The 22807-nt window shown below is 48.9% G+C and carries 19 protein-coding genes; 17 read left to right on the forward strand and 2 right to left on the reverse strand.

Annotation, left to right across the window (positions count from 1 at the left end):
• Nucleotides 1-32 precede the first annotated feature (32 nt).
• From AC4PME_RS16300 to AC4PME_RS16315, 4 genes are all read left to right on the forward strand, one after another.
• Nucleotides 33-890 carry a 23S rRNA (adenine(2030)-N(6))-methyltransferase RlmJ gene (locus tag AC4PME_RS16300; protein WP_119501342.1) on the forward strand — a complete coding sequence of 286 codons (858 nt, stop codon included), beginning with the start codon at nt 33-35 and terminating at the stop codon, nt 888-890.
• Nucleotides 887-2743: a protein kinase domain-containing protein gene (locus tag AC4PME_RS16305; RefSeq protein WP_491046321.1), complete on the forward strand. Its 1857-nt coding sequence runs from the start codon at nt 887-889 to the stop codon at nt 2741-2743. Before AC4PME_RS16300 ends, AC4PME_RS16305 begins: the two co-directional genes overlap by 4 nt.
• Complete coding sequence (locus AC4PME_RS16310) at nt 2736-3605, forward strand: acyl-CoA thioesterase (protein WP_303575203.1); 870 nt, start codon at nt 2736-2738, stop codon at nt 3603-3605. Before AC4PME_RS16305 ends, AC4PME_RS16310 begins: the two co-directional genes overlap by 8 nt.
• 475 nt (nt 3606-4080) lie before the next feature.
• Nucleotides 4081-5202 carry a pyridoxal-phosphate-dependent aminotransferase family protein gene (locus tag AC4PME_RS16315; protein WP_490708923.1) on the forward strand — a complete coding sequence of 374 codons (1122 nt, stop codon included), beginning with the start codon at nt 4081-4083 and terminating at the stop codon, nt 5200-5202.
• A gap of 27 nt (nt 5203-5229) precedes the next feature.
• Here AC4PME_RS16315 and AC4PME_RS16320 read toward each other — a convergent pair whose 3' ends face one another.
• Together AC4PME_RS16320 and AC4PME_RS16325 are read right to left on the reverse strand one after the other, a co-directional pair.
• On the reverse strand, nt 5230-5967 hold the full coding sequence (locus AC4PME_RS16320; RefSeq protein WP_119501345.1) for a DUF3307 domain-containing protein: 738 nt from the start codon (nt 5965-5967) through the stop codon (nt 5230-5232).
• Nucleotides 5964-6590, reverse strand: coding sequence for a hypothetical protein (locus tag AC4PME_RS16325; RefSeq protein ID WP_119501346.1), 627 nt, complete (start codon nt 6588-6590; stop codon nt 5964-5966). The genes AC4PME_RS16320 and AC4PME_RS16325 overlap by 4 nt, the downstream gene beginning before the upstream one ends.
• Before the next feature lie 242 nt (nt 6591-6832).
• Here AC4PME_RS16325 and AC4PME_RS16330 point away from each other — a divergent pair, with 242 nt between their 5' ends.
• The 13 genes from AC4PME_RS16330 to AC4PME_RS16390 all read left to right on the forward strand — a co-directional run bounded on the left by AC4PME_RS16330 (nt 6833) and on the right by AC4PME_RS16390 (nt 22800).
• Entirely contained in the window at nt 6833-8062 is a 1230-nt protein-coding gene (locus AC4PME_RS16330) for a nucleoside recognition domain-containing protein (RefSeq protein ID WP_491046320.1), read from the forward strand.
• A gap of 69 nt (nt 8063-8131) precedes the next feature.
• Nucleotides 8132-8821, forward strand: coding sequence for an SIMPL domain-containing protein (locus tag AC4PME_RS16335; RefSeq protein ID WP_119501348.1), 690 nt, complete (start codon nt 8132-8134; stop codon nt 8819-8821).
• Complete coding sequence (locus tag AC4PME_RS16340) at nt 8814-9290, forward strand: GAF domain-containing protein (protein ID WP_119501349.1); 477 nt, start codon at nt 8814-8816, stop codon at nt 9288-9290. The genes AC4PME_RS16335 and AC4PME_RS16340 overlap by 8 nt, the downstream gene beginning before the upstream one ends.
• Nucleotides 9287-9577, forward strand: a complete 291-nt coding sequence (locus tag AC4PME_RS16345) for a hypothetical protein (protein ID WP_119501350.1) — start codon at nt 9287-9289, stop codon at nt 9575-9577. Before AC4PME_RS16340 ends, AC4PME_RS16345 begins: the two co-directional genes overlap by 4 nt.
• 17 nt (nt 9578-9594) lie before the next feature.
• Nucleotides 9595-10254, forward strand: a complete 660-nt coding sequence (proQ, locus tag AC4PME_RS16350) for an RNA chaperone ProQ (RefSeq protein WP_119501351.1) — start codon at nt 9595-9597, stop codon at nt 10252-10254.
• A gap of 1 nt (nt 10255) precedes the next feature.
• A complete protein-coding gene (gene prc / locus AC4PME_RS16355) occupies nt 10256-12295 on the forward strand; it encodes a carboxy terminal-processing peptidase (RefSeq protein WP_119501352.1) in 2040 nt (679 codons plus the stop codon).
• A 104-nt stretch (nt 12296-12399) separates the two neighbouring features.
• A complete protein-coding gene (locus tag AC4PME_RS16360) occupies nt 12400-13734 on the forward strand; it encodes a sodium-dependent transporter (RefSeq protein WP_119501353.1) in 1335 nt (444 codons plus the stop codon).
• A 14-nt stretch (nt 13735-13748) separates the two neighbouring features.
• The gene (nhaC, locus tag AC4PME_RS16365; protein ID WP_491046319.1) at nt 13749-15224 is read left to right on the forward strand and encodes a Na+/H+ antiporter NhaC; all 1476 of its coding nucleotides are present in this window, start codon (nt 13749-13751) and stop codon (nt 15222-15224) included.
• Between the two features lie 22 nt (nt 15225-15246).
• Nucleotides 15247-17841, forward strand: coding sequence for an aminopeptidase N (pepN, locus tag AC4PME_RS16370; RefSeq protein ID WP_491046318.1), 2595 nt, complete (start codon nt 15247-15249; stop codon nt 17839-17841).
• Nucleotides 17834-18061, forward strand: coding sequence for a DUF2835 family protein (locus tag AC4PME_RS16375; RefSeq protein ID WP_119501356.1), 228 nt, complete (start codon nt 17834-17836; stop codon nt 18059-18061). The genes pepN and AC4PME_RS16375 overlap by 8 nt, the downstream gene beginning before the upstream one ends.
• Before the next feature lie 202 nt (nt 18062-18263).
• Nucleotides 18264-20324 carry a DUF1302 domain-containing protein gene (locus AC4PME_RS16380; RefSeq protein ID WP_474844185.1) on the forward strand — a complete coding sequence of 687 codons (2061 nt, stop codon included), beginning with the start codon at nt 18264-18266 and terminating at the stop codon, nt 20322-20324.
• A 10-nt stretch (nt 20325-20334) separates the two neighbouring features.
• Nucleotides 20335-21696, forward strand: coding sequence for a DUF1329 domain-containing protein (locus AC4PME_RS16385; protein WP_119501358.1), 1362 nt, complete (start codon nt 20335-20337; stop codon nt 21694-21696).
• 72 nt (nt 21697-21768) lie between these two features.
• Nucleotides 21769-22800, forward strand: a complete 1032-nt coding sequence (locus AC4PME_RS16390) for a WD40/YVTN/BNR-like repeat-containing protein (protein ID WP_491046316.1) — start codon at nt 21769-21771, stop codon at nt 22798-22800.
• Nucleotides 22801-22807: the final 7 nt, after the last annotated feature.

The following is a 22807-nucleotide window of genomic DNA, read 5'->3' on the forward strand; positions in this document are numbered from 1 at the left end:
AACGTTCTTAATTCATGCGGAACGGATTGTTTGTGTTAAGTTATAAACATGCCTTTCATGCCGGTAACCATGCGGATGTGATCAAACATTTGTGCTGGACCGGTGTCATTCAATACCTGAAGAAAAAAGAGAAGCCTTTCACGCTTTTCGATACCCATGCCGGGGCCGGTTGCTACCCTTTGAACAGTGAACAAACTCAGAAGAACCGTGAGTTTGAGTCTGGTTTCGACCCGTTGTCCGGGGTCAGTGCAACGTCGCCGTTGCTTGCATCTTATTTAAGTGCCATGAACGTTTACTGGCAACAACAACAGTATCCGGGGTCGCCGCTCATTGCTGCCAGAGGCTTACGTTTGCAGGATACCGCGCACCTTATGGAACTGCATCCGGCAGAGGCGGGGATTTTGTCTGAAGTGATCAGAGGCGTGGGTGCCGGTAATGCCCATGTGCATCACCGTGACGGGCTGGAAGGACTGATAGCGATGACGCCGCCGAACCCCAACCGTGGTGCCGTGCTTATTGATCCGCCTTATGAACGCTTTGAAGAATATGCGGATGTTACACGCACGGTAACCAAACTGTTCCGTCGCTGGCAGAATGCGCAGGTTGTTCTGTGGTATCCGTTGTTATCGGCACGGGCGGGTAAAAAGTCCGGTGCCAGCGAGAACATGGTCGATGACTTAAAAGACATTGCAAAAACCGCTTTTGTGGCAGAACTGCATGTAGCGTCGCCCGATGACGATACCGGTATGTACGGTTCCGGCGTCCTCGTGATGAATCCTCCCTGGCAACTGGATGAACAACTCCGTGAAGCGCTGGATGAAGTGTGTTCTCACCTCGGCGCTGACAGTCATGCCAGTGTGACCTGGCTTAAACAGGAAGCTGACGATTGACACAACCCCGCGGGCTTAAACATTTTTATATTCCGGAAGATCAGTCTGTCTATCTTCTGGCACATAAAGATGCCGTCAAGCTCAGGAACTGGGTTGAGTTATGTAATCAGCAGCTACGGCAACTGGGTTACACGCAAACGGGCCTGATCGGTAAAGGTGCATTCGGCTTTGTATTCGCCGGCGTGTCACCCGGCGGTGAGCATCGTGTTTTCAAATTCTCACGGATCAACCTGCCACAGCATGTTCAGGACCGGCTGGAGGAAGAAGCCTTCATGCTGGCGCAGATCAAGCATCCTCTGGTTCCCGCATTATGTGAATTCCAGCAAATAGGTAAACAGGCCATTCTGGTCATGCAGCGTGCTGCCGGTGCCGATATGGAACAGGTGAGTTTACGAAAAGGTATGTTACCGCCACGGTTGATAGTGCGTCTGGCGGTACAGATGGGGGAAGTGCTGCTGGCGCTTCGCCGTCATCAGGTAAATCACGCTCCCCGTCCCGTGGTGCACGGCGATATTAAGCCATCGAATCTGGTGTGGGAAGACGACACTGAAACCGCCCGTTTAATTGACTGGGGTTCATCAGTGTTTGCCCAGCTGGATGAAAATGGTCAGCATACCGGCAACAATGTGATGGATTTGATGTCCGGTGATATGCAGCAAACGAATGCACGTCTGGGTGATGTGTACTTTATCGGTGATGAACAGCTGAACGGGGCATTATCATCTCCGCGTTTTGACGAACAGGGCCTTGCCAGCACGTTGTATGCGCTGGCTTCAGGTCAGTCAAGCCGTTATGGCCGCAAGGTGATTACGCCGCTGTCGCTGGGTTTACCCAAAATGCTGGCAAACATTTTAGACTACATGCTGAGTGATGATTTAACTAAACAAGGTCAGGGCGGTGATTACTTATTTAATCACCTGCATGTACTTCGAAGCATGGTATTCACAGAAGATAAACCGGCGGAATACAAAGCCATGATCCCGTGCTGGTGCGCCCCGCATGAGAAAGACATTGAAACGGTGGTGTACAGCTCCCGTAAATCATTTCTCAGGGAAGCGGCGCTGGTGAATGATGCTGAACTGAAATACATCAACGATGCTCAGTTTGACCGCTACTACAAAAACTATCTTCAGGGGATGGGGGAAACTGAAAAGGGTTTCATTTCTGCTGTCAGCCGGCTGGGCCGTTTTCCGGTAGTAGGTGGTATAGCTATCCGCTGGATGCCCGACGGCATTTATGTGGATTCAAGCCTGAATCTGTACGATGAAAGTCTGAAAGTCTCCTTTGAACAGTCAGTGAACAACGTGATCACGCTGGCAAGAGCTATCCACCGTAAAGGGATATTCAAGTGTTGTTTGTTTAATGCTAAAGACACCCTGCACATTGAAAGGCAGGATGAGTCAGAGCCTTTTATTCCCGGCAGTGAATGCGTGCTCCCTTTTGAGCTGTCCAGAGCGCCTGTTGTGCAGGATAACAGCAGGACGCACTCTTATTTTGAAGACGGTGATGACCCGGATGAACTATTACGTCTGCCAGCCAGTATTATGTCGGTACTGGAAGAACTGAATACAATTCACCATACCGGATGCGTGATATTTGAAGCATTGCCGGCGCATCTGAAAATCCACAGTTATTATACGCTGCTTGATCACAGCCAGCAGGAACGCTTCACTGCGTTACTGGCGGCGCTGGTTCAGGCAGTACCTGATATCAGAGGGATAGGCATTTCCGGCTTTATGAAATTGCCGTATAAAGATACCCGTTACTTTGAGCATTGTGCTCAGTTGCCTGAAAAGTATTACCCCCGTAACCCGAAACAAGCGAATATGGAGACAATAAACGCACATGGCTGAAGTTAAACTCGCTTCACTGATGGAGCTGGAGACTATCGAACAGGGGATCTACCGCGCACAAAGCTGGGATCTCGGATTTCGTGCACTGTTTGGTGGTCAGGTGTTAGGTCAGGCCCTCTCGGCGGCCTACAAGACCGTAGGCGGCGGATTTACTGCCCATTCATTCCACAGCTATTTTCTGTTACCCGGCGATGCTAAAAAGCCGGTCATGTATGATGTGGAAATTGTCCGCGACGGTCGCAGTTTCTGTACCCGTCGGGTGAAAGCCATTCAGGAAGGACGAAATATTTTTTATATGACGGCGTCTTTTCAGTTACCCGAAGACGGGATGGAGCATCAGTTTGCCGTCATGCCCGACGTACCACCGCCGCAGGACATCACGCCCGATATCGCTTTCTATGAAGCCAATTACGAAAAGCTTGCCCGTCCGATGCAGGAAGCACTGAGCTATCACAAGCCGGTTGATATCCGTACGGTTGACGCAGTGAATTCATTTTCTGCAAAGAAACGTGATCCGCTACGTTATATCTGGTTGCGTGCGCAGGAAGAAATGGGCACTGATGCTCAAATTAATCAGGCGTCACTGGCCTATGCGTCTGACTATCATTTTTTAAGTACAGCATTGCAACCCCACGGTGTCTCTATGGCCGACCGTGCACTGCGTATTGCCACTATTGACCATGCTATGTGGTTCCACAAACCGGTGAATTTTAATGAATGGCTGTTATATGTGGCAGAAAGCCCGTTCAGCGGTAATGCCCGTGGCATTGTGAAAGGCCAGATATTCAACCGGCAGGGTGAGCTGGTGGCTTCCACAATGCAGGAAGGATTGATGCGTAAAATTGACCGGCAGGGTGAATAACTGTGCCGGCTATTCTTTGACGGTAACTGGCAGGTGAATACTTTTTTCGCAGAATAAAAAATGCCCGGAATTTTCATCCGGGCCTAGGGGAATGGCTCATTGCTGAGCCGTGCGCTAACTTTTACAAGGGAGAAGTTTTGTGAACTTATTCACAACAGATCGTAACTATAGAACAAAACCGCTCACTTTATAAACAAATTTTTGAAAAAATTTATCGATACATTATCAGAGACTTATTCTCAGTTCCATCCCTGTTTAAAAAACAACAGCTTATTTCTGCTCTGACCAGCCATTAAGATGAACAAAAATTACCCACATGTTGGTCACATTTTATTCAGCAGAACAAATCTAAATCCCGGTGAATGATTAGCCGCCATAGCCATTCATCTTATTTATACCGGGAATGTGCAATTGTCCGTAAACGTTGATAGTGCCACAATAGTTTTACATTTAAATTGCAGTCTGAGGCACGATTATGACAACACCATCAACTTTTATTCCGCCAGAGCGTACCTTAATGGGGCCTGGTCCTTCTGATGTTTCTCCCCGTGTACTTAATGCGATGTGCCGGTCTACCCTGGGGCACCTTGATCCGCTGTTTGTTCAACTTATGGATGAAACAAAGGCGTTACTTCAATATGCATTTAAAACGACCAATGCGCTGACCATGCCGGTTTCTGCACCGGGGTCGGCGGGTATGGAAGCCTGCTTTGTTAATCTGGTAGAACCGGGCGATAAAGTCATCGTGTGCATCAATGGAGTATTCGGTAACCGCATGGTGGAGAACGTAGTCCGCTGTGGTGGTGAGGCCATTAAGGTTGAAGATGAATGGGGACATCAGTCTGATCTCAACAAAGTAGAATCAGCGCTGAAAGCCCATCCTGACGCCAAAATTCTGGCTTTCGTGCATGCAGAGACCTCTACCGGCGTGCGTAACGACGCTCAGGCCCTGTGTAAACTGGCACAGCAATACGATTGTCTGACCATTGTGGATGCCGTTACCTCGCTGGGCGGTATTGAAGTTGATGTGGACGGCTGGGGCATTGATGCCATTTATTCCGGTTCGCAAAAATGTTTAAGTTGTGTGCCGGGTTTATCTCCTGTGTCTTTCAGCGACCGTGCTGTTGACGTTATCAAAGGCCGTACCACGCCGGTTCAGAGCTGGTTCCTCGATATGAATCTTATCGTCGGATACTGGGGGCAGGGCGGCAAACGGGCTTATCATCATACCGCGCCGGTTAACAGTATTTATGCCCTGCACGAATCACTGGTAATGCTGAAAGAAGAAGGTCTGGAGCAGGCATGGCAACGCCATGAGCAGGGTCATGCAAAGCTGGTGGCTGGTCTTGATAAACTGGGTCTGTCTATGGCTGTGGATAAGGCATACCGGTTGCCTCAGCTGAATGCTGTTGTCATTCCTGACGGTGTGGATGATGCACAGGTGCGCAGTCAGTTACTGAATGATTTTAATCTGGAAATCGGTGCCGGTCTTGGTGCGCTGGCCGGAAAAGTCTGGCGTATCGGTCTTATGGGATATGCGTGTAAAGATCGCAATATCGACCATTGTCTGGCCAGCCTTGAAAAGGCGATCCGCTAGTAAGAATTACTGAGCCGGATATCCGGCTCAGGGTTTTAATGCCAGTACCAGCCAGCCCGTTATCAGCGCTATGGCAAAACTCATCAGCGTGCCCAGCATCATGTATTCTGTCAGTCTCATATCCCGCTCCCGGGAAAGATCACCTACGCGGAACACGGTTTTAGTTGCCACCAGAAAACCCAGCCCTGTGTATTCATCGACAAGAATAAAAGACAGCGCCAGTAATCTTTCAACATAACCAATCCAGCGCCCGGCATTGCCCAGGCTTTTTCCTTCTTCTTCACCCTGCGTTTTCTTCAGTTGTTCAGCATGTTGTGACAACAGTTGCCCGATAAGAATACTGGCCGGTTTAAAAATAATGATGTAACCGGTGAGGTAGAGCAGGTTTTCACGGGTCAGCCAGATGTTTTTACTGGTCAGCAGCGAAGCAATATCGATTTTGGTGAATGACAGGGCGACCAGCGCAGTAACGAGAAAGTGAGCAAGCTGGTCCAGTGCAAAGGCAAGATGACTTTTGTGTCCTGCTTTCGCCCAGTCGATGAGAAAATGACTGACAGTAATGACGCCGGCTGCTGCCAGTCCCTGCCATAATCCCGCATCAGCCAGCCACAGCGCCACAAGGGCAAGGACCGCATGTACACCGGCATGAAGAAACAGTGACGGTGATTGCAACCCTTTATCGTGACGGCACTGGATCCATTTAGCCGGTTGCAGGTAAAAATCGCCGATAAAATGGGCGCTCAGCAAAAGCAGAAAGAGTGTCATCCGGCATCGTCCTTTAAGTTGGTGACATAATCGATAAATGGCTCCAGTAAATCCCCGCCGGCCGCTTTTAAGCGTTCGCTGATATTTTGCCGTGAGGTTTGCTGTTGTTCTGCCAGAACCTGGTGTAACGGAAACCCCAGATGAATGTAATGGTACAGCAAATCAGCCTGTTTTTTACTGAGCCGGTTCAGTATGTAGCTTAACTGTGTGCAGATGATACCGGTAGCTATTTGCTGTTCTGCCAGCGGAGTGCGTACAACGATTTCTCCGCTGCGGGCTTCGTCCAGTGCGCGGCCTGATTCAACAAATACCTTGCCGGAAGATGTACCGGGCGTGGCTTTTATCACGGCATCACTGCCCGTTGCCAGCGCCTGGGTGCAATTTACCTGCAACCCGTCTATCTGACTGTTGAGATAGAGCTTGAGTTCAAGCATGGCGGTAACGGCGTCCACCGGTTTTTCGAAAACAAACTGAAAGCCGTCGCCGCGGAATATTTCGAATAAACAGCCTGTACGCGCTTTTATTGCCTCACACTGGCGGGTGAGCGCCGACATGGTGTGCTGGTAATCAGAGGACGTTAAGGCGGTGGATTTGACCAGATCGCCGGTAAGGACCGCAGCCATAGTGGGTTATCCCTGGTTATTGAGTTACTAAGCAAGACTAAATCCTTGCTTTTTGATATGCAAGCCCTGAGTCTTGCTTTTCCTTTTGCAAGGACAGGATATTGCATTGGAAATGACGCTGAATACCAAATGCTATCACCGGCTTTATCGTACAGAGTTCTCCGTTTGTCATAAATAACATGCGGGCAGAAATAAATCCGGTAGACTACGACGCATAACAATAACAGAGAAAATAACGGATTATGCTGCATCGTATTTGGTTATCATTCATTGTTCTCGCCTTTCTGGCCACCGTCTGGCAGGCCTTCTTTGGCGCCTCACCGGGTGGCTTTCAGGATGTGATGCAATCTGTCACCAGCATGGCACAACTCAGCGTGGATATCGCTATTGGTCTGATAGGGGTACTGGCATTCTGGCTGGGTATATTCGAAGTTGCCAAAAAATCAGGCATGATAGAAAAGTTTTCAAGGGTACTGGCACCATTTCTGTGCCGGATCATGCCCGATATTCCCCGCAATCATCCTGCACTTGGCAGCATTACCATGAATATGTCGGCGAACGTACTCGGGCTGGATAACGCTGCTACGCCTTTCGGCATAAAAGCGATGCAGGATATGCAAACTCTGGCAACAGATAAAGAAACCCTCACCAACAGTCAGATCCTGTTTCTGGTACTGAACACGTCTTCAGTGACATTGTTTCCCATTGCGGTTTTTCTCTACCGGGCAGAGCAGGGCGCGGCACAGCCTACTGACGTATTTATTCCTATCTTACTGGCAACCAGCGCTTCTACCATGGCGGGGCTCATCATTACCTGTCTGGTGCAGAGGGTGAACCTGTTTAACCGTGTGGTGGTTTTGTATCTGGCCGGTATTTTTGGTCTGCTGGGTGCAGTGATTGTGTATTTTTCCCATCTGGCAGCAAAAGAGCTGGCAGAGCAGTCTGCCATTGTGGCGAACTTTTTGTTGTTCTCGTTTATTGTTGCGGTACTCGTCACCGGCTGGCGGCGAAAACTCGACACCTATGAATTATTTATAGACGGCGCTAAGAAAGGCTTTAATGTGGCGGTTTCGCTGATCCCGTTTTTATTAGCCATGCTGGTTGCTATTGGGATGCTGAGAGCCAGTGGCATTATGGATATGGTGGTTAACGGCATCGGCTACCTGGTGACCGCTGCAGGCGGCGATCCCCGGTTTGTGGACGGCTTACCTACCGCTATTATGAAACCTCTCAGTGGCAGCGGCGCCAGAGCACTTATGATAGAAACGATGCAACATCACGGCGCAGACTCTTTCGCCGGCAGACTGGCCTCGGTCCTTCAGGGATCGACAGAAACCACGTTCTACGTTATTGCCGTTTATCTCGGGGCCGTGGGGATCAAGCACTCCCGTTATGCCGTAGCATGTTGTCTGGCGGCAGACTTTGCAGGAATTTTTGCTGCAATTTTAGTCAGTTACTGGTTTTTTGGTTAAGTCTTTGTTCACCTGCCGTTCAGTTGACGTAAGCATAATCAGGTCTGACATTTAAATAAGGTGACAGAAATGAATTTAAAACAAATCAGTGCCGCAGTAATCTTCGCAGCGATGCCCGTTCTGGCCAGTGCCCAGGCCATGGAACCGGTTATTCAGGTGAGTGGCAAAGGCTCTTTCTCCGTTGTACCCGATGCCTATACGCTGACATTTGTGATGGAAGAAAAAGGCGAAACTGTGTCAAAACTGAATACACAGATGCAGTCAGACATGAAGTCTGTGCTTAAATTTCTGCTCGACAACGGTATTGAAGAAAAGCACGTGCAGTCCATGCAGGTGAATTTAAACCCGTATTACGAATCTACTCCTCAGGGCCGTGAACAACGGGGATTTGTACTCAGCAGAGAAATTCAGGTAACGGATACGGATATAAATAACTATGACCGTATCATTGACGGCGCTTTATCCCGCGGTATAGATCGTATACAAGGGTTTCAGTTTATTGCCAGTGAGCAGAATAATGCTTACGAAAAGGCCTTGATAAATGCAGTTAAAGACGCCAAATTACGCGCCGGACTGTTAGCAGAAGAACTGGGCGTAAAAACAGGTAAGGTAATTGCAGTGTCAGAGAGCGGCAACAGTTACCCCATGCCGGTGATGAGAATGGAAATGTCCGCGAAGGCTGACAGCTTTTCATCAGCCATGCCCGGTGAACAAGTCGTGGAAGCACGGGTGAACGTCAGCTTCGCGATAGATGAATGAGATTGAGGGTAAGTTGAAAAACGAGTTTTACAAAGATTTACTGACGCAGGCGAAGGGTTTAATGAGCGGTGAGAGCGATCTCATCGCCAACATGGCGAACCTGAGCGCGTTAATGTTTAACCGCATGGAAAAGGTAAACTGGGCCGGATTCTATTTATATAAAGAGGATCAACTTGTGCTCGGGCCTTTTCAGGGCCAGCCCGCCTGCATTCGCATTCCGGTGGGCCGCGGTGTATGCGGCACTGCGGCACAAAGCCTGCAAACTCAACTGGTAGAAGATGTCCACGCGTTTGAAGGCCACATTGCCTGTGACGCCGCATCCAATTCTGAGATCGTTATTCCGCTGGTACTGAACGGCAAATTACTGGGCGTACTGGACATCGACAGTCCCGAATACAGCCGGTTTGACGAAGAAGATAAGGCCGGTCTGGAAGCGCTGGCAGAGGCTTTACTGGATTCTCAGCGATGAAAGAATATGTTGATATCCATGTTGTGCTGGCAACACCGGCCGACATGGAAGACAATTTTGACGAACCCGAAGAGGCAGCAGAGCGGATAAATTTCATTCTGCATTGCATTTACGACAGAGCCGATGAAGATGCAGATACGCACTGGCTTGAGCGTTTATTGCACTATACCTGGGAAACATGGCATCAAACACGCAATTTATTGGACATAGACGACGATGAATTGCTTGATTGGGTTGACCACACGCTGGCAACTTGGGATGATGCTGACAATGAAGATTATTATTAACCACACGTAAAGTATAGATGGAATCACCAGAGAAGTTTTCAAACAGTAAAGAAGTCATCGCCTTTTTGGCAGAAACCTTTCCAAACTGTTTTTCCACCGAGGGCGAAGCACAGCCTCTGAAAATTGGCATTTTTCAGGATCTGGCTCAGCGTTTAGAAAATGAAGAACGGGTTAGCAAAACCTTACTGCGTTCAACATTAAGACATTACACCAACAGCTGGCGTTACCTGCACAGCATCAAAGAAGGCGCTCACCGCGTTGACTTAGATGGTAATCAGGATGCTCAAATTGAAAAAGAGCATGCTGACCACGCAAAGCAGCAGTTGGATGAAAGCAAAGCGAAAGCGGCTGAAAAGCGCAAAGCGAAGCAAAAGACCACTGGCGAAAAGCGTCCCCCCCAACGCAAACCACGCAGCGAAAATGGTGAAAAACCTCAGCAGCGCGGGAAAAAGGGAACTAAATTTAATTCTGAAAGACCAAATAAAACACCACCGGCCAAACTTACCGATGCCGATTGCCAGCCAGGCACATCCGTCACAGTGAAGTTGGGTAAAGCCCCGATGCATGCGGTTATTACTGAAGTCGCTAAAGACGGTATTCACGTGCAACTTGATTCGGGCATGGTGGTAAAAGTCAACGCAGACGCTTTACGTTTGGCGAATTCCAAGAGGTCGTAATATGAAAGAAATCCTTCGCATTTCCATTGCCAGTGCATTTTTAACCGTTGGCATTGGCGCCGGTGCAACTACTACCACTGAACAGGTAGAAGATTTACCCGTTCTGCAGCAGGAAACACAACACAGTGTGGCTGCAAAAAGGGTAAGTGCTTTGTTCACCAGAGCGCACTACAAGGAAATTGCGTTGGATGACGCGTTGTCGGAAAAAATCTACGACCGTTTTCTCCGCTCTCTCGATAACAACAAACAGGTTTTGTTGAAGTCAGATGTGGATGGTTTCGAAAAGTACCGTGATTCTTTTGATGAAGCGTTAAGTCGCGGCAACTTGTCTATCGCTTATGATATGTATAATCAAAGTGCAAAACGTCGTGTTGAGCGCTTTGAGTTTGCGTTAAGCCTGTTAGACAAGCCTTTCAATTTTGAAAAAGCTGACGACAAATTCTACTACGATCGTGAAGACGCAGCATGGCCAACCACAGAAGCAGAGCTGGATGAATTGTGGCGTCAGCGGGTTAAATACGATGCGCTTAATCTGATTATGGCGGATAAAACCTGGGAAGAAGCAAAAGACTTACTGACCAAGCGTTATACCCGTGCCATTAAGCGACTGAAGCAAGCTGAGAGTGAAGACGTTTTCCAGACGGTTATGAACTCTTTTGCCCGCAGCGTTGAAGCGCATACCAGTTACCTGTCTCCCCGAAATGCCGACCGTTTCCAGATGGAAATGAACCTGTCATTTGAAGGCATTGGTGCTGTACTGCAAGCTGAAGATGACTTCACCGTAATCAAAAGTATTGTACCGGGCGGTCCTGCTGATAAATCCAATGCGCTGAAACCGGAAGATAAAATTATTGGTGTGGCGCAGGACGATGAAGAGTTCGTGGATGTTGTAGGCTGGCGTCTGGATGAGGTTGTTGATCTCATTAAAGGACCCAAAGGCAGTACCGTACGCTTACAGGTACAAAAAGGCACGTCAGATACCAAAGCCATGTCTGTGGTCAGTCTGACCCGTGACAAAATCAAGCTGGAAGACCGCGCCGCGAAATCTGAGGTTTATGAGCCGGAAACCGGCCCGTATGCCGGTGAGAAATTAGGCGTTATCACAATTCCCAGTTTCTATAACAACCTGCATGCTGACGTGAAAAAAGAACTGGATTCACTGAAAGCTCAGGACGTCAAAGGCATCATTGTGGATTTACGTGGTAACGGCGGTGGTTCGCTGACAGAAGCGACGTTGCTCACCGGACTGTTCATTGAAAAAGGTCCGGTAGTACAAATTCGCTATGGCGAAGGCAAGGTGAGTGTTAACCGTGATACTGACGGTGTAGTGACTTACGATGGTCCGTTAACAGTACTGGTTGACCGTTACAGTGCGTCTGCATCTGAAATCTTTGCGGCTGCGATGCAGGATTACAGCCGTGCTTTGATTGTGGGTGAGCAAACCTTTGGTAAAGGTACCGTTCAACAGCACCGCGGACTTGGCCGGATTTACGACCTGTATGACAACCCGCTGGGCAGTGTGCAGTTTACCATTGCGAAATTCTACCGTATCGACGGTGGCAGCACCCAGCACAAAGGTGTCGTACCGGACATTAAGTATCCGTCGCCCATTGATCCGGCAGACTGGGGTGAAAGCCAGGAAGAAAATGCATTACCCTGGGACAGCATTGATCGTGCAAACTACACCACTTTTGGTGACAGTCAGAGTGCACTGGATGTGCTGGCAGCCAAGCACAATGCCCGGGTATTGAAAGATCCTGAGTTTATGTATCTCGCCGAAGATATTGACGAGTACAAAAAGAATAAAGACAAAAAATATGTGTCACTGGTGAAATCAGAACGGGAATCAAAGAAAGAAGAATCCCGCGAGAATGATCTGAAACGGGCCAATGAGCGCCTGGCACGTATGGGCAAGGAGCCGGTTGAATCGCTTGACGATTTACCGGATGAGCTTGAAGAGCTGGATCCTTTCCTGGATGAAGCGGCTAACATCACTTTCGACATGTTAGACACCGGTAAATACGCAATACATCAACAATAAAATAAATACTACAGGGGCTGGTGCCGGGCCAGCCCCTTTTTTGTACCTATAATAAAAATCACACGACAACAAACGATTAAAACAATAATAAAGGGAATACATCCATGGCAATGCGAGGTGAATTTTCATCACGGATCGGATTCATACTGGCTGCTGCCGGTTCCGCCGTCGGTCTCGGAAATATCTGGGGCTTTCCCACGCAAGTCGCCACTAATGGCGGCGCAGCATTTGTACTTGTTTATCTTCTTTTAGCGTTCGTACTGGCTTATCCGGTATTGATGGCTGAACTCATTATTGGCCGTTCCAACCGTGCGAACATGGTGGACGCGCTGACGAATATCTCGGGTAATGTTTCCGGTACGCTTACCGGCCTGTGGGGCTGTGTCACTGTATCCATGATTCTGGCGTTCTACGGCATAGTCGGTGGCTGGATGCTGGCTTATTTCGCTGACGGCATTGTGCAAACCGCTGGTCTTGAAGAGACTTCAGCCTGGCTGATGGGGTTCTCTGACAGCCGCAATATGATTTTTTGCGGCCTGTTTATGTTACTGACCGCTTCTATCGTACTGGGCGGGGTAAAGTCAGGTATCGAAAAATGGTCAGTGCGTTTAATGCCGACATTGGTTGTGATCATCCTGGCATTGATTGTCTATGTAAGCTTTCAACCCGGGGCCGGTGAAGGCTGGGCAGCCTATCTCTTACCTGATTTCTCACGCATTCTCGATCCGGACTTATTAATCAGCGCCATGGGGCAGGCCTTTTTCTCTATGTCCTTAGGGGTCGGTACTATGCTGGTTTACGGCTCTTATCTGTCTAAGCAGGAAAATCTGCCCTCAATAGGTGCATGGGTTGCACTGGTTGATATCGGTGTAGCAATTATTGCCGGTATGCTCATCATTCCCGCTATGTATGTGGCGCTGAATAATGGCGTAGAAATTTTTACTGAAACCGGCGCGTTAATGGACGGGGACCAGTTGATATTCAATGTATTGCCGGCCCTGTTTGAGTCTATCGGCCCTGTCGGTGTACTGGTGTCCGTGGCGTTCTTTGCCCTGATGGTTATTGCTTCTGTGACGTCTTCAATTTCTATGCTGGAAGTACCTGTTGCTTATCTGGTTGAGAACCGCAAACAGCCCCGAAGCCGTGCTGTATGGATCATGGCTGCACTGATTTTTGCTGCCAGTTGTATCATCATTCTTAATTTTGAAAGTCTGTTTGGCCTGGTCATTGCTGCGACTACCCAGTACAGTCAGCCTCTACTCGGATTTGCATTGTGTCTGTTTGCCGGATGGGTATGGCGCAGAGATGCAATTCTGGCGGAACTGAAAGAAGGTTTTGCTGATGCAGAACACAGTCTGTTCTGGAAAATCTGGCCCTGGTATGTGAAATTTGTTTGTCCGGTAGTCATCCTGCTGATGTTCGTCCGTTCTGTCTTATAAGAGTAATAACTACAATGAATAAAACGATTAAAGACCCGTCACTGACGGATGCGCTTATTCCTATTGTTGCACTGGTCATCATGATGGGCAGTGCGGTTTATCTGTTCTCCGACAATTCATCTTTTGGTCCTAACCAGATTGCTCTGTTACTGGGTACCGGCCTCGCTGCTATCATCGGCATGAAAAATGGCCATAGCTGGAAGGAAATCGAAGCAGGCATCGTTAAAGGGATCTCCATGTCACTGGGCGCCTGCCTGATTTTGCTGGCAGTAGGCTCACTGATCGGCACCTGGATGCTGGCCGGTACCGTTCCCACACTCATTTATTACGGGCTTGAGCTACTTAATCCGTCTTTCTTCTATGCAGCAAGCTGTCTGATTTGTGCTGTAGTGGCAATGAGTATCGGCAGTTCGTGGACCACTGCGGCCACAGTCGGTGTTGCCCTGATGGGAGTGGCATCCGGAATGGATATGTCGGCACCAATTACAGCAGGCGCTGTTGTTTCCGGCGCGTATTTCGGCGATAAAATATCACCTCTTTCAGAAACAACGAATCTGGCACCGGCAGTGGCGGGAACGGATCTATTTGAGCATATCCGCTACATGCTCTGGACAACGATCCCCAGCTTTATCATTGCTCTAATCCTGTTCGTTATTCTTGGCTTCAGTGAGTCCGATGCAGCTTCTCTTGAACGCATCGAGCAAATGCAGACATTACTGGGTGAATCATTCTCTCTGGGCTGGTATCTGCTCATTCCGCTGGTTGTGTTACTGACGCTGGCGGTGAAGAAAATGCCGGCATTTCCGGCGGTTTCAATCGGTGCGCTGCTTGGTGGTATCTGGGCCGTGGTGTTTCAGGGGGATGTTGTCGCCGGCATGGCGGACGCGCAGGATTCTCCGGCCATCGGTACGCTGAAAGTGGTGTGGACTGCATTGTTCGACGGCGTCAGTTTTTCCACGCCGGATGAAAACTTAAATGCGCTGCTAAGCCGTGGTGGTATGTCATCAATGTTGAATACTATCTGGCTGATTATCTGCGCGATGTCATTTGGTGCTGTACTTGAGCGGGTTGGCCTGCTTAAGCGGGCAGTGAGTGCAATTCTTCATGGTGCGAAGTCTGCCGGTGACATGATCAGCCGGACGATTCTTACCTGCCTGGGTACAAATCTGGTAACGGCTGACCAGTATATGTCGATTGTTATGCCCGGCCGTATGTACAAACAGGAATTTGAAAAGCGCGGACTGAACCAGCTTAACCTGTCCCGCAGCCTTGAAGACGGCGGCACACTGACCTCACCGTTAATTCCCTGGAACACCTGTGGTGCTTACATGCAGGGCGTATTAATGGTGCATCCGTTTGAATACATCTTCTATACTTTCTTTAACGTAATTAATCCTGTCCTCGCGATTATTTATGCGTATCTGGGCATCAAAATTCTTCGCCTGGACCCTCCCTTCGAGCGCAAAGAGGACGACGGGGAGCGCGCATAACTTTCTTTTTTAAGGAGTACTTATGAGCGTCAATGCAAAACGCCGGCTGGACTACCAGCCGCCGCTTTTTACCATTTCACGGGTAATCATGGATGTAAAACTGCATCCGGTCGCCACACGTATTACAACGAAATCCACAGTAGAAAGAGCAGGGAATCACAATGAACCCCTGTTCCTTGATGGCGAAAAACTCACTTTACATTCTGTAAGCGTTAACGGGCAGCCTTATACCGCCTATGATTTACAGGATGCCGGATTACTACTGAAAGACGTACCTGACAGTTTTGAACTGGTCATCGAGACAGAAACAGACCCGCAAAACAATCAGGCACTGGAAGGCCTGTATCTTTCTGATGGCGTATTTTGTACACAGTGCGAGGCAGAAGGCTTCCGTCGCATCACTTATTTCACTGACCGCCCCGATGTACTGGCGAAATATACCGTCACTGTCAGCGGCGATAAAAAGCAATATCCCACGTTACTGGCAAATGGTAATCCTGTGGATTCAGGGGAAGAAGCCGACGGGACTCACTGGGTCACCTGGGAAGATCCTCATCCTAAACCCAGCTATCTGTTTGCGTTAGTGGCCGGTGATTTTGATTTGCTGGAAGACACTTACCGCACCACCAGCGGCCGAGACGTTAAGCTTGAGCTGTATGTGGATAAAGGTAAGCGTGAACGGGGTCATTTTGCTCTGGAATCTCTGAAACGGGCGATGAAGTGGGATGAAGACACTTTTGGTCTGGAATACGATCTCGATATCTACATGATTGTCGCCGTGGATTTCTTCAATATGGGCGCCATGGAAAACAAAGGCCTGAATATCTTCAACAGCAAATTTGTACTGGCGGATCAGGACAGTGCCACTGATGACGACTTTTTCAACGTCGAATCCGTCATCGCGCACGAGTATTTCCACAACTGGACCGGCAACCGCGTTACCTGCCGCGACTGGTTCCAGCTGAGCCTGAAAGAAGGTCTCACTGTTTTCCGTGATCAGCAATTCAGTGCCGACATGACTTCAGCGCTGAGCAACCGGATAAAGCATGTACGTGTGATGCGGGAACATCAGTTTGCTGAAGATGCCAGTGCGATGAGCCATCCTATCCGTCCTGATGAAGTGATTGAAATGAATAACTTCTACACAGTGACGGTATACGATAAAGGCGCTGAAGTGATCCGCATGTTCCATACGCTTCTCGGCCCTGAGGGCTTCCGCAGAGGCATGGATGAGTATTTCCGGCGTCACGATGGTCAGGCAGTTACCTGCGACGATTTTATTGCGGCTATGCAGACCGCAACAGAAAAAGATCTCAGTCATTTCGCCCGCTGGTACAGTCAGTCCGGTACACCGGTACTGGCCGTTGAAAGGGTTTATGACAAACAGAAACGTACTTTGCACATTACGCTGTCACAGCACACACCGCCGACGGCAGATCAGGCAGAAAAACAGCCCCTGTATATTCCTGTGGCGTTTGAATGTATTGACGACAATGGTCATCACTACAGCGATGATGAAAGCCTGGTACAGAATGGCCTGGTGATCGTGGACAAGCCATCAGTGTCTCTGACTTTTTCGGATGTTCCTGAGTCCTGTTTACCCGTTGTGCTGGGGAATTTCTCAGCGCCTGTGCGGGTAGATAACCCTTTATCTGCCAGAGAATTACTGCAAATTTTCCGTTTTGCTGATGATCCGTTTAATCGCTGGGATGCCATGCAGTCGCTTTACGACTGGTGTATCGGTGAAATAGAGCAGGGCGCAGCCATCCCCGATACGGTTTGGGATTATCTGCGTGAAGTGTTACATGACGAAAAAGCTAATCATGAGCTGCTTGGCGAGTGTTTATCGGTGCCCAGCTTTGAAACCTTGTGTCAGAGCCGCAGCCAGATAAACGTTAAGGCACTGTGTGCAGCCAGAGAAGCATTCTGCCAGCAGTTTGCTGACGCGTTACATGACGGACTGATTGCTGTGTGGCAGGCTATCGAAACCACGGACTACATCTACGATCAGCGTAATGTGAATGCCCGCCGTTGCAAAAATGTGGTACTCGGCCATCTTGCCCGCACATCTCATAGCGCTTCGCTTATACGGGCACAATACGACAGTGCCGACAATATGACTGATGCTCTGGCATCGTTAAAGGCTGCGCAAATCTGTGACGGGGAACTCTTCAGTGACTTAATGACCCGGTTCGGTGAGCGCTGGGAAAAAGAGCCTCTGGTGCTGGACAAATGGTTCGCTTTGCACGCTACCACAGAGCGGGAAGATATTCTGGCACACATCACCATGCTTAAGTCGCACCCTCAGTTCAGTATTGGTAATCCGAACCGGGTGCGTGCACTTATCGGTAGTTTTGCTTTTTACAATTCCACCGGTTTTCACGCTGAAGACGGCAGCGGTTATGAATACGTAACCAGTTATCTGATTGAACTTGATAAACAGAACCCTCAGGTGGCTTCACGCATCGTTACACCACTTACACAGTGGCAAAATTATGCGCCGGTGCACCAGCAACTCATGAAAGCCCAGCTGCAACGGTTGCTGAACCATGAAGGTTTGAGTAAAGACGTGTTTGAAAAAGTCAGTAAGAGTCTGGCCTACGAAAAACGTGACTGATACTACCTATTTTTTTACTCTCTCCTTATCTTACAGCCGGTGTCAGGCGCTTTATGAAAGCGCCGGCGCCTCTGCTGTACTCACTTCAGAATCCGGCAAAAGGGTACAAATACCTGTAAGCCGGCTTCGTCCCTTCGTCGACAGCCGCGGTCTTACCGGCCGGTTCCGGCTCCTTGTCAGCCCCGAAAATAAAATAAAATCCTTCGAGCGATTAAGATAATTTCAGCTAAAAACTGGCGATTTTGCCACTTTTGTTCAATAACTAGTTGAAAGGAAAAATGTTATTACTAGTGTTAACTGGTACGATTAGTTCTTGCGAAACAGGGAAAATGATGTAATCATTTTGTTAACTACCTTGGTTGGTCACACGTCTGCGCGTCGCTACCTGTTATCGTATGCGCTGGATCAGGAGAATAAAAACTATGACAATTAGGCATAGCACATTTAAAAAGACACCAGTTGCCGCTGGTATCATTGCCTTACTTGGTGCCGCCTCTCCGGCTTTAGCCGCAAACTGGCAATTTGGAGATGTTTCAGTATCACTGGATTCCACGTTTACGCTGGCGACCAGTATCCGTGCTGAAGACAGAGACTATAAATTAATCGGAAACAGCAACCATCCCCAGTTTGACTGGTCCGGTTATAACGCTGCGACGAATGTGATTTATCAGCCTGCTGATGTCTGGGCGCAGGCGAACGGTGATTATTCATCAAATAATGACCAGGGAGATTTGTCCTGGGATCCGGGCAAAGCTTTTTCTACCCAGATTTCCGGTAACCACGATTTAGACATTAACATGGGTGACTGGGGTTTCTTTACCCGTGCGTTCTGGTTCTATGACTTTGTTCAGAATGATAACGACAACGTCGCCGCGAACCCCATCACCGGCAGAACACCCGATTTATGTGCAGCCCCGGAAGCTGATGATTTACTCTGTAAAGATTTCCGTATCCTGGATGCGTATTTCTACGGTGATTTCTGGATTGATGATAAACCATTCTCTATCCGTGTCGGTGATCAGGTGATCAGCTGGGGTGAGAGTACGTTTATCCAGCACGGTATCAATACGACTAACCCTGTGGATGTAAACCGTGCCCGTGCTCCGGGTGCTGAATTAAAAGAAGTGTTTATTCCTGTGGGTATGGTGTACGCCTCTCTGGGTCTGACTGATACGGTCAGTTTGTCGGCTTATTACCAGTATCGCTGGGAGCGCAGCTGGTTACCTGTTGCCGGCAGCTATTTCGCGACAAACGATTTTGCCGGTGAGGGTGGTCAGGCAAACAATATTCAGCTCGGCTTTACCGGTAACCCGGATATAGACCTGGATTTCCTGTTAAGCTCATTAAATGGCCTGGGTTCTGCTTTACGCGCAGGTGCTGATGCGTCCACAATCGGGCAGGCATATCTGGCTTATCCCACAAAAGTGGCGGTGCGCGGTTATTCAGACGCTGCTCATGAAGATGCAGACGATCAGGGGCAATACGGTATTCGTCTTACCTGGTTCTCAGAACTGCTGAACGACAGTGAACTCAGTTTCTACCACATTAATTATCACAGTCAGCGTCCGCTGATTTCCGGTATTACGTCTGATTTCTCGCAGGAAGGTATTGCGTCAGATCTGGCTATGCTGGCGACCACAGAAATCACTAAAGATAACATTACTCAGCTGGAAGCGTTCACTGAAGCGAAGTTCTATTATCCTGAAGACATTCAGTTGTACGGTTTCAGTTTTAACACCAACATTGAGAGCTGGGCACTGGCCGGTGAATTTGCTTACCGTGTTGATGAACCGTTACAAATCGACGATGTAGAATTGCTCTACATGGGTATGCCGGAACAGCTTGCTAACACAGGCTACCGTCCTGACTTATCCGGTATTTCTCAGTTAAACAACATCGGCCGGGCAGTGGGACCGGGTGAAACAGCTGAAGGTTTTGTATTCTCAGATACCTGGCAGGCTCAGTTTACCTTGTCTCAGGTATTTGGTCCGGCACTGGGTACAGATAACCTGATTGTTCTGGGTGAAGTTGGCTATGTAAATATCGTCGATTTTCCGGACCCTTCAGTATTGCGTCTGAACGCACCCGGTACAGGCAGAACGCCGTCACTTGAGCCTACAGCAGACGGCAATCCACGTGTTGGTTTACACACAGGTTTATCAAACGGACCTGAAACAAATCCGTTTGCTACAGATGATGCCTGGGGCTACCGTTTACTGGCCGTTGCTGATTTCAACAACGTGTTCTCAGGCGTAAATATGCAAACCCGTGCAACGTTCTCACATGATGTGAAAGGGACAACACCCGATCCGTTGTATGTTTTCCTCGAAGATTCAAAATCAGCCAGTCTGGCATTTACCTTTAATTATCTGAGCAGCTGGTCAGCCACTGCATCTTACAGTGCATTCTGGGGTGGTGTGGGTACAACAAACCAGCTGTCAGATCGTGATTTTGTATCTTTCAACATCAAGTATTCGATTTAAGGGGTATCGTATGTTAAGAAAAGCAGGTCTTATTGCTGCTGCGTTGTCGGTAGCGCTGTCATCTACAGCCATGGCGGCAGTGTCTCAGGCAGAAGCCGATAAATTGGGTAACAGCCTGACACCACTGGGTGGTGAGGCTGCTGCCAATGCTGATGGCAGCATTCCGGCTTATACCGGCGGGATAACATCCGCACCGGCCGGTTACTCTGCTGGTGACCATCATCCGGACCCTTATCCGGGTGATCAGGTATTGTTTGAGATCACAGGTCAAAATTATAAAGAGTATGCGGACTTTCTGTCCGACGGTCAGAAAAAGCTGTTCGAAACCTATCCGGATACATACCGTATGCCGGTTTATGAAAGCCGCCGCTCAGCGTCTAACCCTCAGTTTGTTTATGATGCGACCAAAGCAAACGCAACCCGTGCATCACTGATTGAATCCGGAAACGGTATCAAAGGTGCGGCAACGGGCATTCCGTTCCCTGTACCGCAAAATGGTCTGGAAGCAATCTGGAATCACATTCTGCGTTATCGCGGTCAGGCTGTTCAGCGTTTTGGCGGTCAGGCTGCTGTAACGTCATCCGGTGATTACAATCTCATTGGTTTTGACGAGAAACTGCTGATCAAGTATTCCAATGAGAATGCGAAGCCGGAAGAACTTGAAGAAGATAACATTCTGTTCTTCTTCAAACAGAAAATCACTGAGCCAGCCCGCCTTGCCGGCGATATTCTTCTGGTTAAGGAAACCGTTGACCAGGTGAAAGAGCCCCGTGAAGCGTGGAAGTATAATACGGGTCGTAAACGTCTGAACCGTGTTCCGCAAATTGCTTATGATACACCGGGTACCGAGGCCGATGGTCTGCGTACTACAGACGACTTCGATATGTACAATGGTTCTCCTGACCGTTACAACTGGGAGCTGAAGGGCAAAAAAGAAATGTACGTTGCTTACAACAACTACAAGTTGCACAGCGATCAGGTGAAGTATGAAGACATTTTGCAACCTAATCACATCAATCCGGATCTGACCCGCTGGGAAAAGCACCGTGTATGGGTGGTTGAGGCAACCTTAAAAGAGGGCTTGCGTCACATTTACCAGAAACGTGTTTTCTTCCTTGATGAAGACAGCTGGCAGATTCAGGAAGCAGACATGTACGACAAGAATGGTGAGTTGTACCGCGTCGCGATGACGTACGGTGTGAACTACTATGATGTGCCGACCCAATGGTCTACACTGGATGTGTATCATGATTTGAATTCCCGTCGTTACCTGGCAATTGGTCTGGATAACGAAGAAAAAATGTATGATTTCACTATCCAGCCACGTGAAGCCGAATTCACATCTCAGGCTCTCAGACGGGAAGGCCGTTAATTCTACAGAATCAAACGGTTGGCAGTGCCAACCGTTTTTGTATTGTTCTGCGCTATTAGGATAATAAGACTTATGAAAAGCACTCTGGCGGCGATTATCGCGTTGTCGGCACTGTTTTCTGTCCATGCTCAGGAAGCTTATCAGGCTCCGCTGGTAACGAAATCAGTACTGCTCGATATCGATACTGCAGACTACGTTGTTGTGGCCGGGGAAAGAGGCCATATTCTGACGTCATCAGACGGCGAGAACTTTGTTCAGCAGGCCGTACCTGTCACTGCCACCCTGACAGCGGTGGATATTGTTGGCGACGACGTATGGGTGGCCGGGCATGATGCAACCATATTGCATTCATCTGACCGTGGCACTACGTGGACAGTGCAAATGTCTGCCCCCGAACTGGAAAAGCCCTTTCTCGACATTCTCTTTTTTGATCATCAGCATGGCGTTGCTGCGGGGGCTTATGGTTTATTCTTCCGCACCCGTGATGGCGGTAAAACCTGGAACCGGGAGCTGCACGCTACGTTACTCAATCCCTACGATCAGGAATATCTTGATGAAGTAAAGCGGGATACACCGGAATACTACGAAGAGGAACTCCGCGCCATTTTGCCTCACCTGAATAAACTGGAGCAGGTGGGAGAAGCCCTTTACCTGGTCGGTGAAGCAGGTCTGGTCGCCATGAGTGACAATATGGGAGAAACATGGACCCGTATGGATACCACCTATGAAGGGTCTTTTCTGGACGTTGCTGAGACAGCAGATGACACTATCGTCATCGCCGGCCTGCGGGGACACACCTTTGTCCGTCGCGGGACAGGTGAGTGGGAAAACGTACCGACCTGTCTGTCTGGCTCGCTGAATAAGATTTTACCGGCCGGTGATCGTGTACGCCTGTTCGGGAATAACGGTATGATGATTTCAGTTCCGGCATCGCTGGAAACAAGCGAGTTCGATCCCTGGGGTCCTGCAGACAGTTGTGAGCCGGTTGACGGTCTCAGCCGCGAACAACTTAAGGACAAAGCCAGTATCGTCAGCGTTGCACGATTTAACGGTCATCTTATCGCTGTCACGGCGAATGGTATCAAACAACTGGATATGGATTAAAACACTG

This window comes from Alteromonas sp., from assembly GCF_984505615.1.